A 12,965-nucleotide genomic window follows, 5' to 3' on the forward strand; every position below is an offset into this window, starting at 1 on the left:
AGATGTACCACGGGAGTCAGACAGTGGGTGCTAAGGTCCATTGTCGAGAGGGTAAGAGCCCAGATCAACAGCTAAGGCCTCCAAATGCATGCTCAGTGGTTAAGGTGGTGACGTTGTAGAGACACCCAGGACGTTGGCTTAGAAGCAGCCATCGTTTAAAGAAAGCGTAATAGCTCACTGGTCTAATGACGTTGCGCCGAAAATGTAACGGGGCTAAGCATGCTGCCGAAGCTTTGAATTCCGCGTATGCGGTCTGGTAGGGGAGCGTTCTTCATGGGCTGAAGGTGTGTTGTAAAGCATGCTGGACTGTGGAGAAGTGATTATGCTGACATGAGTAACGATAAAACGGGTGAAAAACCCGTTCGCCGTAAACCCAAGGTTTCCTGGGTAAAGGTAATCTTCCCAGGGTTAGTCGGCCCCTAAGGCAAGGCTGAAAGGCGTAGCTGATGGGAAACGTGTTAATATTCACGTACTTGTGTGTTCGCGCGAAGGAGGGACGCAGGAAGATAGGCGATCCGGGTGTTGGATTACCCGGTGCAAGCGAGTAGGCATGGGAAGCAGGCAAATCCGTTTCCCTGTATGCTGAGACGCGAGTCCGTGGGCGTAAGCCCTGAAGTCGCTGAGTCTATGCTGCCAAGAAAAGCTTCTAAGTTTAGAACACGCAAACCGTACCGGAAACCAACTCAGGTGGGTGGGATGAATAATCCAAGGCGCTCGAGAGAACTCTGGCCAAGGAACTCGGCAAAATAACCCCGTACCTTCGGAAGAAGGGGTGCTCCTTTAGGTGAAGCGATTCACTTGTTGAGCCTGAGGGAGCCGCAGAGAAATGGTGGTGGCGACTGTTTACTAAAAACATAGGTCTGTGCGAAGTCGTAAAGACGACGTATACGGACTGACGCCTGCCCGGTGCCGGAAGGTTAAAAGGAGGGGTCAGCGCAAGCGAAGCTCCGAATTGAAGCCCCGGTAAACGGCGGCCGTAACTATAACGGTCCTAAGGTAGCGAAATTCCTTGTCGGGTAAGTTCCGACCTGCACGAATGGCGTAACGATCTCCACACTGTCTCGGCCAGAGACTCGGTGAAATTGAAGTCGCGGTGAAAATGCCGTGTACCCGCAGAAAGACGGAAAGACCCTGTGCACCTTTACTATAGCTTGACATTGGGATTTGAACCTGCATGTGTAGGATAGGTGGGAGGCTGTGAACTCTGTACGCTAGTATGGAGGGAGCCATTGTTGAAATACCACCCTTGTTTTTTCAGGTCCCTAACCCTCAGCCGTAAGCCGGCGAGGGAACAGTGTCTGGTGGGTAGTTTGACTGGGGCGGTCGCCTCCTAAAATGTAACGGAGGCATGCAAAGGTTCCCTCAGGCTGATTGGAAACCAGCCGTCGAGTGCAAACGCATAAGGGAGCTTGACTGCGAGAGAGACATCTCGAGCAGGTACGAAAGTAGGTGTTAGTGATCCGGTGGTCCCGAATGGAAGGGCCATCGCTCATTGGATAAAAGGTACGCCGGGGATAACAGGCTGATCGCATCCAAGAGTTCACATCGACGATGCGGTTTGGCACCTCGATGTCGGCTCATCACATCCTGGGGCTGAAGCAGGTCCCAAGGGTACGGCTGTTCGCCGTTTAAAGTGGTACGCGAGCTGGGTTTAAAACGTCGTGAGACAGTTTGGTCCCTATCTTCTGTGGGCGCTGGAGAATTGAAAGGGCCTGTCCCTAGTACGAGAGGACCGGGATGGACGCACCCCTGGTGGACCTGTTGTCGTGCCAACGGCATAGCAGGGTAGCTATGTGCGGAAGGGATAACCGCTGAAAGCATCTAAGCGGGAAGCCTGCCTTAAGATAAGTTCTCCCTGACGCAAGTCCTGAAGGGCCGAGGTAGACTACCTCGTTGATAGGCTGGGGGTGGAAGCGCCGCGAGGCGTGGAGCTGACCAGTACTAATAGCCCGTGAGGCTTGTTCTCTTGAAAAACTCCTTCCTTCCCTGTCAATTATATTTTGCCAAATTTTTTGGCAGCCATAGAGAAGAGGGTACACCCGATCCCATTCCGAACTCGGTAGTTAAGCTCTTCCTCGCCGATGATACTGCATAACGTCATGTGGGAAAGTAGGCCGCTGCCAAAAATTGCTCGGAAGCCCCCCTCGCCGCTCTCAGCGCAAGGGGGGCTTCTCTTGTCCGCTCTATGCTGCCGCGCCTGCAAGACCCCCCCAACTCCGCGAATTCCCGAACCATCCCACCGCTTCCTTCCTTCCTTCCTTCCTTCTTCACCTTGCCTTGAACCGGACAGGCTGGAAAACCCGCGGGTCTGCTTCTAGAGCAGATTAACTTTGAAATTTGTAAAATTTCAAAGTTGATATTCTGGCGAAAAACCTGGTTTCACCAGAATCAACGCCGCGTTGCTCTCGATGCCTGTACGCCCTTTGGGCTACAGGCACGGCCCTGCGGGCCGCCCGTCGGGTCGGTCTTCGCGGCGCGCCGCACCTTGTGCGGCGGTAGAGCAATTTCAAAGTGAAATTGCTCTAAAACTGTCCCCGGGACGTTCCGCCTGGTTCCGACATCGATCAAACGGCCCGGTTTTGGAGGCTTCTTCTTCTTCTTCTTCTTCTTCTTCTTCTTCTTCTTCTTCTTCTTCTTCTTCTTCTTCAATAGCTCACGGTTTCAAGAGAGTTGTGCCTCTTGGATGCGAGCGGCCAGGACAGCAGGCAATTTTCTTTTGCCCGCTGCTTGACATTCCAGGTTGTTGGATTATGCTCATTTGAGCAATATTCTGTGGCGCTCATGCCATACCGCGAAAAGGAGTCTCAGTATGAAAATTGCCGTTTCCAGCGAAGGGCCGGGCCTGGATTCCATGGTGGACCCCCGTTTCGGCCGAGCCGCCGGTTTTGTATTGGTGGATACGGACAGTATGGCCGCTGAATATCTGGACAATGGAGCCTCGCAGATTCTGGCTCAGGGCGCGGGTATTGAAACCGCCGAGCGCTTGGCCGGGGCCGGGATACGGGCCGTGCTGAGCGGCTATGTGGGGCCCAAGGCTTTTGCGGCCCTGCAGGCGGCGGATATCGCCGTCTATCAGGACCTGGACGGCCGCAGCGTGCGTGAAGCCGTGCGCTGTTATCTGGAAGGCGGCGTTACAGCCGCCGATGCCCCCAACAAGCAGGCCTGAAATGCGTATAGCCATGGCAAGCGGCAAAGGCGGGGCCGGAAAGACCACGGTCACGGCCTCCCTGGCATCGGTTTGGGACGGCCCCTGCCTGGTCGTGGACGCGGATGTGGAAGCGCCCAATCTGCATCTTTTTCTGCATCCCGAACTGTCGGCCCCGGAAAGCGTCTATCTGGAAGTGCCCGTGCTGGACAAGGAGCGCTGCACCAACTGCGGCGCGTGCCGGGAAATCTGCGCCTACAAGGCCATTGCGCGTCTGGGCGCGAAAATCATGATTTTTCCGGACATGTGCCACGGCTGCGGCGGTTGTTTCGCCGTGTGCGAAGCCCAGGCGCTGAGCGTCGGGCGGCGTGAGCTGGGTGTAGTGCAGTTTGGCACGGCGTTGGACGGCAAGGCACGCTTTCTCATGGGCCGCAGCCGGATCGGCGAGGCCATGACCCCGCCGCTGTTGCGCGGGCTGGAGAATGCCTTGGCTGCCATGCTGGCGCAGGACGGGGCCGATGTGCTGCTGGACGCGCCTCCGGGCGTGAGTTGCCCGGCCATGACCGTGGCACGCCAGGCGGATATGATCGTGCTGGTGGCCGAACCCACGCCCTTCGGCTTTCATGATTTCCGGCTGGCGCACACCGCGTTCAGCCGTCTGGGCAAGCCGCTGGCCGTGATTATGAATCGTGCGGGCATACCGGACAACCTGGCCGGGGACGCGCTGCTGCGCGCCTACTGCGCGGAGCAGGAGTTGCCTCTTCTGGCCGAGCTGCCTTTTGAGCGCGCCGCCGCCGAGAGCTATGCGCGCGGACGTTTGCCGGTGCTGGACTCCGAGGCTTGGCGGGAGCGCTTCCGCCTCTTGCGGACGGCGCTGCGCCATCAGGCCGGGGAGGTGCGCCATGCGTGAGATTGTGGTCATCAGCGGCAAGGGCGGCACGGGTAAAACCACGGTCTGCGCGGCCTTTGCGCATCTGGCCGAAAATGCGGTCATCTGCGATCTGGATGTGGACGTGCCTGATCTGCACATTGTGCTGGACCCGCGCGTGGAGCGGGAGGAAGTTTTCATTTCCGGCCATACGGCGGAAATCGTGCAGGATCTCTGCGTCCAATGCGGCCGTTGCGCGGACCTTTGCCGCTTCGGAGCGGTTCGCAATGAAGACGGACGTTTTGTCATCGACCCCCTGGATTGCGAGGGCTGCGGCGTGTGTCGCGCACTCTGTCCGGCTCGGGCCATTGACTTTCCCGAGCGACGCTGCGGCCTCTGGCGGATCAGCGAAACGCGCTTCGGCCCCTTTGTGCACGCCCAGCTGGAGCCCGGACAGGAGAATTCCGGCCGCCTGGTCAGTCTGCTCAAGCAGCAGGCCCGCGAGCTGGCCGCCGCGCAGGGTCGGGAGCTGATTCTCTGTGACGGCTCGCCGGGCGTGGGCTGTCCGGTGATCAGCTCGCTGGCGGGCGCGTCCCTGGCCGTGGCCGTGGTGGAGCCCACGCCCTCCGGGCGGCATGATTTCGAGCGGGTGGCGACACTCTGCCGACACTTCCGCATACCCGTGGCCGTGGTCATCAACAAGGCCGACCTCAATCCGGCCGAAGCCGAGGCCATCCGGCGCTTTGCCGTCGAGCAGGGGCATAGCCTGGCCGGAGAAATCCCCTTTGATCCCCAGGCGACCCGCGCCATGATCCGGCGGCAGGCGCTTACTGAGGAAGATACTCCCCTTGCCGCCGTGCTGGCGTCCATCTGGAAGCGCGTGCGCGCTCTGGCCGACGCAATGCCGGTACGGCGTGAAAACCTTAACCCTGTACACAGAGGATAGCGACATGAGCAAGACCATTCTGGCCGTTCCCTCGGTTCAGCCCGGCGGCCTGGATGCCGGCATGGGCATGCATTTCGGTCATTGCGACCTGTACACCATCGTGGAGCTGGAAGACGGCGCGGTGACCGGGCATTCCACCCTTCCATCCCTGGCGCACCAGCAGGGCGGCTGCCTGGCGCCCGTCCAGTATCTGGCCGAGCACGGAGTCAACGCGCTGCTGGCCGGGGGCATGGGCATGCGCCCGCTCATGGGCTTCAATCAGATGGGCATCCAGGTTTACTTCGCGGGCAATTATCCCACCGTGGGCGCGGCCGTGCAGGCTTTCAGCGAAGGAAAGCTGACGCCCTTCACCATGGAACACACCTGCGGCGGCGGCCGGCATTAGGCGGTCCGTCATGCCCAACGCGGAGAATATAAATGTTGTGCTGGTGAGCCGCCGTCCCGAAGCCTGGCGGGCCTGCACGGAGGAATTGCGGGCCGGAGGCTGCGGCCTGAGCGAAGTGGCGGATCTGGAGGCCTGCAAAGCGCGTCTGCGGGCCGATCCGCCGCGACTGATCCTGCTGGACCCGGCTCCGGGCGAGGACGTGCGGCGCAGCGTGATGGAATTGCTGATGATCGACGCCCGGACGCATACCGCCGTTGCCAGCACTCTGGACCCCGAGGCTTTTCACGAGGCCATGGAGGGCCTGGGCATCTTGGACTGCCTGCCCCTGACGCCCGGCGCGGAGGATGCCCGCCGTCTGCTCCGCCTTCTGGCGGAAGTCTGAGCGGCCTTTCAGTATCTCTGAATCGCGGGCCGGGGGCTTTCTCCCGGCCCGTCGCGTCTTGACAAGCTCCCTGCCGTTCTTACCAGCTTTTTAGTACATGTTAATTTTCATCCACCAGCACGAGGAGCCCATGCCCAGACCCTGTCACTGCCGCCGTGTGGCCGCCTTGCCCAAGATGACCTATTTCAAGCCACGGGGCGTGCCCATGAGCGAGCTGGCGGAATGCCGGCTTTCCGTGGACGGACTGGAAGCCCTGCGCCTGGCCGATTATCAGGATCTGAACATGGACGAGGCCGCCGCCCGTATGGGCGTTTCGAGGCATACCTTCGGCAGGCTGCTGCGCAAGGCGCGCCGTTGCGTGGCCGAAGCCCTCATTGAGGGACATGCCCTGCGCATTGAAGGCGGCGTCTGCGCCCTGGTGGATACATCTGAAACGCAAGGAGCTCTAGATATGAGTCAATCCATTCTGGTGGCCGTTCCCTCAGACGCGCCCGGCGGGCTGGAAGCCGCGCCCAGCGCCCACTTCGGCCACTGCGACGTCTATACCCTGGCCCGCGTGGAAAACGGGGCCGTCAGCGATGTGCGCGTGCTGCCCAACAGCGGGCATGAGCACGGCAATTGCCTCCAGCCCGTGCAGGAACTGGCGCAGCAGGGGGTCACCGCGCTGCTGGCCGGGGGCATGGGCATGCGCCCGCTCAGCGCCATGCAGGCCGCGGGCGTCACGGTCTATCACAATGCCGGGCAGGCCACGGTGGGCGATGCCCTGAAGGCCTTTGCCGCAGGCAAATTGCAACCCTTCGGCACGGAGCAGTTGTGCAAGGGCGGCTGCAATCACCATTAGAACATTTCCACGTTGAAATGCTCTAATTCCGGTTGTTGCCCACCCTTCCTTTTACGGCCCGGCCTGCGCGAGCAGGCCGGGCCGTCCATTCCGTAATCACCCGCTCCTGGCGGCTCCGGATGGCGGCAGCGTCGCGAGAGCGCGTTCCGGCCCAGACCGCGTACAGATCCGCGCGGCGGAAGCGGGGCGGCCATATTGATCAAACAATAGTTTACTAATTATTTATAATTATATATAAAGATTGTTGACAGCAAATTGATACTATGGTTAGTACCTAGATATCAATTTTACATCAAGCCAAGGAGGCCCCATGCGGGAGATTCCGGCCACCGCACCCCTGCGACACGCTGAGGTTTTTGTTTTCCGCGCGCCCATTGACGCGCCGGTGCGCACCTCCTTCGGCGTCATGCACGACAGGCCCGCCGTGCTGCTGCGTGTGGAGGATGAGGACGGCCTGTGCGGCTGGGGCGAAGCCTGGTGCAATTTCCCCTCCTGCGGCGCCGAGCACCGGGGCCGGTTGCTGGCTGAAACAGTCCTGCCCTCGGCCTTGGGCGCATCCTGGCGCGAGCCCGGCGGTCTTGTGCGCGAGGTGGCCCGCAAGCTGCGTATTTTGCGGCTCCAGGCCGACGAACCCGGCCCCATGGACCAGGCTCTGGCCTGTCTGGATATCGCCCTTTGGGATCTGGCCGCCCGCCGCGCCGGGGTTCCGCTGCACGCGTTGCTCGGCGACGCGGCCATGACGGCCATGCCCGCCTATGCCAGCGGCATCAATCATCCCGGCGTGGCCGAAACCGTGGCCCGCACGAGACAGGAGGGCTATCGGGCCTTCAAGGTCAAGATCGGTTTCGGCCGCGAGCAGGACGAGGCCAACATCCGCGCGGCCCTGGGCAGCCTGCTGCCCGGCGAGCGCCTGGCCGCGGACGCCAATCAGGCCTGGACCCTGGAACAGGCCCTGGAGGCCCTGCCGCGCCTGCGCCGATATCCTTTGCTCTGGGTGGAGGAGCCCCTGGCCTGCGACCGCCCGGCGGCGGAGTGGGCCGCTCTGGCCGCCGCCGGCCGATTCACGCTGGCGGCGGGAGAAAACATCCGCAGCGAGGTTGCTTTTGACGCGGCCATTGCCGCCGCCTCCGTCCGCGTCGTCCAGCCGGACGTCTGCAAATGGGGCGGCCTCACGGGCTGCCTGCGCGTGGCGCGCGCGGCCCTGGCCGCCGGGCTGCACTATTGTCCGCACTATCTCGGCGGCGGCATCGGCCTGCTGGCTTCCGCCCATCTGCTGGCCGCCGTGGGCGGCGACGGCCTGCTGGAAGTGGACTGCAACCCCAATCCCCTGCGCGAGCTGTTGGCCGCTCCCTTTCCGCGCCTCAGGGATGGGCGTTTCCTGCTGAGTGACGCACCCGGTCTGGGCGTCGCGCCGGACATGGAAGCGGTGGAAAAGCTGCTGACCTTCCATGCGCGCTGCCGCTGACGCCTTCCCCACCAAGTGTCAACAGGCCTGGGGGGTGTCGTCATGAGTGTCTTTTCTGTTATCTCTGCGTCGAACTTCGCCTTTTATTTCAGCCGAGTACCAGAAGAGTACACTCCTTTCATAACAGGCTCGTTCTCCTTGATATAACCGAAAATCCATCTCATGACGGCGCCCTCTAGAGCATCTCAAGTGTTAACTTCTCTAATTTGTTCCATGTTTGGAAAGGAGATTCCATGAAACGCCTGACGCTTATCCTGACGTGTCTTGTGGTCGGCGCGCTGTGCGCCGCTCTTCCGGCCCGCGCGGCCGAAAAAACGGTCATCCATCTGCTCAGCACGCCCTTCGGCACCGGCAGTTATGTGCTGGGCACGGCTCTGGAGAGCATCGTCAACCAGGGCAATTATCCCCTGAGCATCGCTCACGCGGAAACGCCGGGCCAGGCCTACAACGTCAACAAGCTCAATGCCGACGCCGCCGCGCGCCAGAATACCGTGGTGACGGCCTCGCAAGGCATCAACTGGCTGGCGGAGCAGGGCAAAAAGCCCTTCCCGGCCAAGCGCACGCCCCTCAAACTCATCGGCATCTATACCTATACGGCCACTTGGCTGGTGACCGGCGACAAGGACATCAAGAGCGTGGCCGACCTCCGGGGCAAGCGCATCGCCATGGGCCGCATTCCCCAGGTCATTTGGGGGTATGAACCCGACGCCCTGCTGCGCAACGGCTATGACGATGATTTTTACAAGAGCCTGAAGATCCAGTTCGTGGGCACCTCCGAAGCGGCCACGGCCCTGGTCAACGGCCAGGTGGACGCGGCCACCATCGGCGGCTACATGGACCCGGTGTCCGGCAAGTTCTCGCCCGCGCCCCAGACTGTGGAAGTGCTGGCCTCCGGCCGGGAACTCACGCATCTGGACTGGACTAAAGACGCGGTGGAAAAAACCGCCGCCAAGGACATCCGGCTCTTCCCCATCCAGGTTCCGGCCAAGGCCGTGGACGGCCTGGAAGCTCCCCTCTGGATCGGCGCGGATCTGCACGGCCTTTTCGCCCATCCCGATTTTCCCGAGGAATACGCCTACATCCTGGCGAAAGCCATGATCGAAAACATTGAGGCTTTCGGCAAATACCATGCCTTGGGCGGGCTCATGAGCCGCGCCGGACTGGTCAAGGGCTTCAGCCCGGAGAATATCCACCCCGGCGCGTTGCGCGCCTATCAGGAAGCCGGAATCCTGTAATTCTCCCGCCGTATTGCCCGGGGCCGCCGTCACGGCCCCGGATTCGTCCGATCCGTCCGCCCGGAGGTGCCTCCATGAAAAACGTCTCCCTGCCCAAGGCCGTTCTGACCGTCGGAGGGCTCGCCATGGTGGTCTACCATGCCGTGGCCTCGCAATACCTCTACTTCAGCCAGTGGGAACACCAGACCATCCACTTCGCCTTTCTCTTCCTGATGGTCTTCATGAGCTACGCCATCAAGGCCAAAAGCCGTCTCGCGGCCGTGGGCCTGTATCTTTGCCTGGCGGCGGCCCTGGCCTGCTGCGTCTATGTGTACGGCAATATCGAAGAGCTGGAAATGTCCCAGGGCTTCCCCACCCGGGCGGCGCTGCTGGCCGGGCTCTGTCTGATACTGGCCACGGCCCTGGGCACGTGGCTGTGCTGGGGGCTGCCCCTGCTGCTGGTGGCCGTGGTTTTTGTGGCCTATTTTTTCTTCGGCCATTTGCTCAGCGGGCCGCTCTACCATCCGGCCTTCGGCTTTGACTATGTGGTTTCCATGCTCAGCGTGGGCCTTTCGGGCCTGTACGGGCTGTTCATGTCCATCAGCGCGGACCAGGTCTTCATGTTCGTGGTGTTCGGCGCGCTGCTGGGCATCTTCAAGGTGGAAGGCCTGCTCATGGAGCTGGGCAAGATTCTCGGGCGCAGGCTGCGCGGCGGGGCGGGACTCACCGGGGTGTTTTCCAACTCGCTCATCGGCATGGTTTCCGGCGCGCCCGTGGCCAATGTGGCGATCACCGGCCCCTTTGTGCTGCCGTATATGAACAAATCCGGCTATTCCGTGGACGAGGCCGGCGGCATCCTGGCCTGCTCGGCCACGGGCAGCCAGCTCATGCCTCCGGTCATGGGAGCCGCGGCCTTCATGATGGCGACCTTCATCGGCCGGCCCTACGCCGTGGTCATGCTGGCCGCCATTCTGCCCGCAATGCTTTTTTATTTCGCCGTGGCCGTGGGCGTGCAGTTCCTGTCGGTGCGCAAGGATCTGCAAATCGTGCATATGGACGTGGACTGGGCCCTGATCCGGCGGCGGCTGCCGGTCTTCGTGCTGCCCATCGGCCTGATCTTCGCCATGCTGCTCATGCGCTACAGCCCGTCCAATACGGCCTTCTGGGCCAGTGTGGTCACCTTGATCACGGGCTTCGCCATCAAGGACACCCGCCCCGGCCGCCGGGAGCTGGTACGCTCGCTGGTCAGCGGGGCCGTGACCGGCGCCAAGATCGGCATCTCCCTGGCGCTCATCGGCATGGTGGCCCAGACGCTCATTTCCACGGGCCTGGGCAGCAAGCTGGCGAGCCTCATCCATATTCTTGCCGGAGGGCAGTTGTTCATCGCCCTGCTGGTCACCATGGTCGTGGCCCTGATTCTGGGCTGTGCCGTGCCGCCCGCCGCGGCCTACGCCCTGTGCGCCATCATTATCATTCCCACATTGACGCCCATGGGCGTGGACCTGCTGCGGGCCCATATGTTCTGCTTTTATTTCTCCATCATCGCGGCGGTGACGCCGCCGGTGGGCCTGGCCTCCCTGGCGGCCACGGGCATTTCGGGCGGCAATTACGCGCTCACCAGCGTACACGGCTTCCGCCTTTCGCTGAGCGGCTTCATCCTGCCCTTCCTGATCATCTACAATCCGCTGTTTTCCTTTGATTTCAGCAATGCCGCCTGGGCAGCGTGCTCTCTGGTCTGCATCCTGACCGGACTGACCAGCCTGGACGCCCTGCTGTACGGAGCCATGGCCCGGCCCTTTACCGCGCGCGATTACACCCTCTCCGCCGTGGTTATGCTGGCCAGCTTCTGGCTGACCATCTGGGGCGCGCAACTGGCTCCGTCGGTCTGCGTGCTGGTCACCCTGGGCGTTGTGGCCCTGCTGGCCGCGCAATGGTTTCGGCAGGTCAGGGGCCGGCCCTCCGTCGCCCTGCGGACGGCCTGAGGCATATCGGCGCTGCGGCCCTTTTGCTTTCCCTCGCGTCGGAAAGCGGAATTTCCTGTAGCGCCGGTATGCCCTATAATCCGTCCTCCACACGAAAGAAGCCCGCCGGTGCGGATACCGCGGGCTTCTTTCGTGTGTGTGGACGTTCTTCGCGTTCAACGCACCAGATCAATGTCGAAGCGCACCCTGTCGCCGGGATGCACAACCAGGGCGGCGTAAATGGCTTTGCCCGAGTCGTCGCAGGCATAGCGCCGCACCAGGGCCACGGGCGCGCCGCAGGCAATGCCCAGATGCTGCGCGACCTCCGGCGAGGCGCCGCCGATGGTCAGTTCCTGCCGGGCCTTGGACACGTTGACCCTGAGCTCGTCCATGACCGGGATCACCGTGGTGGCGTTGAAGCGTTCCGGGGCCTGGTCGTAAATGATCCTGTCCAGATAAAGTTCGATGTAGGCGAAACGCACGCCGTCCTTGATATGCACGCGCCGCATATAATGATAGGCGGGCGCGGACGGCAGCTCCCAGGCCGCCAGCAGAGGGCAGTCGTCCACGTCGGCCGCGTCGAGCAGCTCCACGCTGGCCCCTTCGATACGCTTGACCATGGCCTTCCAGGAAGTACGCATATTTTCATAGGGCCGGACGGGCAATTGGCGCGCCACATGGATGCCGCGTCCCTGGCGGGCGGTGAGCAGGCCCTCCATGACCAGAAGTTGCACGGCCTGACGCGCGGTGACCCGTGCCACGCCGAAAATCTCGGCCATTTGGAGCAGATTGGGCAGCTTTACGCCCAGAGGCAGCACGCCGTTTTCGATCTGCTGGCGCAGCACGTCCGCCAACTGGGCGTAGAGGGGCGGACCGGGGCGACGGAACTGCGGCGGTTCGGAAAAAACGGGAAAGGGCTGCCGGTTCTGTTCGATCATGACGTTCCTTTGCCGAGGCCGTTGTCACACACCCGGCCGCTGGGAGAACGGAAACAAGAGCATTTCAAGGTTGAAACGCTCTGAAGCCGCGCCGGGCGCGGCGTGGGTCAATACCCGCGAGACTTACGCAGCCTGGCCTGGCCGAACGTTTTGCGGAAATCCCAAGTGCGACAGGTTCAGGCTCAGCCCTCAGTAAAACGCCGTCCGAAAAAAGGCAGCTTTGCAGCCGGAGCAAAGTGACTTTTCAAGGGTAATCTGCTCTAGGATCGGGAGGAGCGTACCCGCTCGTCGGCAGCCGCCCGTTCCGCCGCCTCGGCCACCGCCACTGGCACAATGGTCTTGCCGATGGGGCAGAGGGCCAGGGCCGCCAGTTTGACGTGCTGCCATGCAAAGGGGATGCCGATAATGGTGACGGCGCAGAAAAGGGCCCAGATGAGGTGCTGCATGGCGATCCAGATGCCCGCCAGCAACAGCCAGATAATATTGCCCACTGTGCCGAAGGGCCCGGTGCCGATGTCCGGCTGGCCGGTGAGCACGTCGCGCGATACCGGCATCTTCCCGAAAGGAAAGAAGGCGAATTCGCCGATCACAAAACAGGCCCGTCCCCAGGGGATGCCCACAATGGAGATAAAGCAGAGTACTCCGAAAAACCACCAGGTCAGGCCCATCCAGATGCCGCCCAGTAAAAACCAGATCACATTGCCCAGGCAACTCATGGCCGTGTTCTCCTGACCCGTTTTTCAGAGCGGGTTCACTTCGGAAATCGACATTTTCAAAGTTTTAAAGGCGCTCGTCGCGGTCGTCCGCTTCCGCAGACGCC

General features: G+C 61.8%; 12 protein-coding genes and 2 rRNA genes (1 of these 14 running past the window's edge). 11 read left to right on the plus strand and 3 right to left on the minus strand.

What is annotated here, in order from left to right:
* Positions 1 to 1,966 (plus strand): 23S ribosomal RNA (locus tag AXF13_RS00690) (it extends 966 nt beyond the left edge of the window).
* 45 nt (positions 1,967 to 2,011) lie between these two features.
* Positions 2,012 to 2,126 (plus strand): 5S ribosomal RNA (gene rrf, locus AXF13_RS00695).
* A gap of 262 nt (positions 2,127 to 2,388) precedes the next feature.
* On the opposite strand, the gene AXF13_RS16960 is transcribed toward rrf, so the two are convergent.
* The gene (locus tag AXF13_RS16960; RefSeq protein WP_062251250.1) at positions 2,389 to 2,649 is read right to left on the minus strand and encodes a hypothetical protein; all 261 of its coding nucleotides are present in this window, start codon (positions 2,647 to 2,649) and stop codon (positions 2,389 to 2,391) included.
* 160 nt (positions 2,650 to 2,809) lie between these two features.
* On the opposite strand from AXF13_RS16960, the gene AXF13_RS00705 reads away from it, so the two are divergent.
* The 9 genes from AXF13_RS00705 (at position 2,810) to AXF13_RS00745 (ending at position 11,228) form a co-directional block, all read left to right on the plus strand.
* On the plus strand, positions 2,810 to 3,166 hold the full coding sequence (locus AXF13_RS00705; RefSeq protein ID WP_062251251.1) for a NifB/NifX family molybdenum-iron cluster-binding protein: 357 nt from the start codon (positions 2,810 to 2,812) through the stop codon (positions 3,164 to 3,166).
* A gap of 1 nt (position 3,167) precedes the next feature.
* The gene (locus AXF13_RS00710) at positions 3,168 to 4,055 is read left to right on the plus strand and encodes a nucleotide-binding protein (RefSeq protein ID WP_062251252.1); all 888 of its coding nucleotides are present in this window, start codon (positions 3,168 to 3,170) and stop codon (positions 4,053 to 4,055) included.
* On the plus strand, positions 4,048 to 4,959 hold the full coding sequence (locus AXF13_RS00715; protein WP_062251253.1) for a 4Fe-4S binding protein: 912 nt from the start codon (positions 4,048 to 4,050) through the stop codon (positions 4,957 to 4,959). The genes AXF13_RS00710 and AXF13_RS00715 overlap by 8 nt, the downstream gene beginning before the upstream one ends.
* A 4-nt stretch (positions 4,960 to 4,963) precedes the next feature.
* Positions 4,964 to 5,344: a NifB/NifX family molybdenum-iron cluster-binding protein gene (locus tag AXF13_RS00720; protein ID WP_062251254.1), complete on the plus strand. Its 381-nt coding sequence runs from the start codon at positions 4,964 to 4,966 to the stop codon at positions 5,342 to 5,344.
* 10 nt (positions 5,345 to 5,354) lie between these two features.
* Complete coding sequence (locus AXF13_RS00725) at positions 5,355 to 5,726, plus strand: hypothetical protein (RefSeq protein WP_062251255.1); 372 nt, start codon at positions 5,355 to 5,357, stop codon at positions 5,724 to 5,726.
* A 130-nt stretch (positions 5,727 to 5,856) separates the two neighbouring features.
* Positions 5,857 to 6,567, plus strand: coding sequence for a DUF134 domain-containing protein (locus tag AXF13_RS15650; protein WP_008686357.1), 711 nt, complete (start codon positions 5,857 to 5,859; stop codon positions 6,565 to 6,567).
* Positions 6,568 to 6,877: 310 nt separating this feature from the next.
* A complete protein-coding gene (locus AXF13_RS00735; protein WP_062251256.1) occupies positions 6,878 to 8,032 on the plus strand; it encodes a mandelate racemase/muconate lactonizing enzyme family protein in 1,155 nt (384 codons plus the stop codon).
* 233 nt (positions 8,033 to 8,265) lie between these two features.
* Positions 8,266 to 9,267 (plus strand): TAXI family TRAP transporter solute-binding subunit, encoded by a 1,002-nt coding sequence (locus tag AXF13_RS00740; protein WP_062251257.1) that lies wholly within the window; start codon positions 8,266 to 8,268, stop codon positions 9,265 to 9,267.
* 74 nt (positions 9,268 to 9,341) lie between these two features.
* A complete protein-coding gene (locus AXF13_RS00745; protein ID WP_062251258.1) occupies positions 9,342 to 11,228 on the plus strand; it encodes a TRAP transporter permease in 1,887 nt (628 codons plus the stop codon).
* A gap of 155 nt (positions 11,229 to 11,383) precedes the next feature.
* On the opposite strand, the gene AXF13_RS00750 is transcribed toward AXF13_RS00745, so the two are convergent.
* Positions 11,384 to 12,145, minus strand: a complete 762-nt coding sequence (locus tag AXF13_RS00750; protein WP_062251259.1) for a GntR family transcriptional regulator — start codon at positions 12,143 to 12,145, stop codon at positions 11,384 to 11,386.
* Positions 12,146 to 12,405: 260 nt separating this feature from the next.
* Positions 12,406 to 12,861 carry a YccF domain-containing protein gene (locus AXF13_RS00755; protein WP_062251260.1) on the minus strand — a complete coding sequence of 152 codons (456 nt, stop codon included), beginning with the start codon at positions 12,859 to 12,861 and terminating at the stop codon, positions 12,406 to 12,408.
* Between the last annotated feature and the right edge of the window lie 104 nt (positions 12,862 to 12,965).

Source organism: Desulfovibrio fairfieldensis (genome assembly GCF_001553605.1).
Lineage (GTDB): Bacteria > Desulfobacterota > Desulfovibrionia > Desulfovibrionales > Desulfovibrionaceae > Desulfovibrio > Desulfovibrio fairfieldensis.

What these genes read in the sequence shown, in the direction of transcription:
- AXF13_RS00705 (WP_062251251.1), top strand. Translation starts at nt 2,810, where the DNA reads ATGAAAATTGCCGTTTCCAGCGAAGGGCCGGGCCTGGATTCCATGGTG.
- AXF13_RS00710 (WP_062251252.1), top strand. Translation starts at nt 3,168, where the DNA reads ATGCGTATAGCCATGGCAAGCGGCAAAGGCGGGGCCGGAAAGACCACG.
- AXF13_RS00715 (WP_062251253.1), top strand. Translation starts at nt 4,048, where the DNA reads ATGCGTGAGATTGTGGTCATCAGCGGCAAGGGCGGCACGGGTAAAACC.
- AXF13_RS00720 (WP_062251254.1), top strand. Translation starts at nt 4,964, where the DNA reads ATGAGCAAGACCATTCTGGCCGTTCCCTCGGTTCAGCCCGGCGGCCTG.
- AXF13_RS00725 (WP_062251255.1), top strand. Translation starts at nt 5,355, where the DNA reads ATGCCCAACGCGGAGAATATAAATGTTGTGCTGGTGAGCCGCCGTCCC.
- AXF13_RS15650 (WP_008686357.1), top strand. Translation starts at nt 5,857, where the DNA reads ATGCCCAGACCCTGTCACTGCCGCCGTGTGGCCGCCTTGCCCAAGATG.
- AXF13_RS00735 (WP_062251256.1), top strand. Translation starts at nt 6,878, where the DNA reads ATGCGGGAGATTCCGGCCACCGCACCCCTGCGACACGCTGAGGTTTTT.
- AXF13_RS00740 (WP_062251257.1), top strand. Translation starts at nt 8,266, where the DNA reads ATGAAACGCCTGACGCTTATCCTGACGTGTCTTGTGGTCGGCGCGCTG.
- AXF13_RS00745 (WP_062251258.1), top strand. Translation starts at nt 9,342, where the DNA reads ATGAAAAACGTCTCCCTGCCCAAGGCCGTTCTGACCGTCGGAGGGCTC.
- AXF13_RS00750 (WP_062251259.1), bottom strand. Translation starts at nt 12,145, where the DNA reads ATGATCGAACAGAACCGGCAGCCCTTTCCCGTTTTTTCCGAACCGCCG.
- AXF13_RS00755 (WP_062251260.1), bottom strand. Translation starts at nt 12,861, where the DNA reads ATGAGTTGCCTGGGCAATGTGATCTGGTTTTTACTGGGCGGCATCTGG.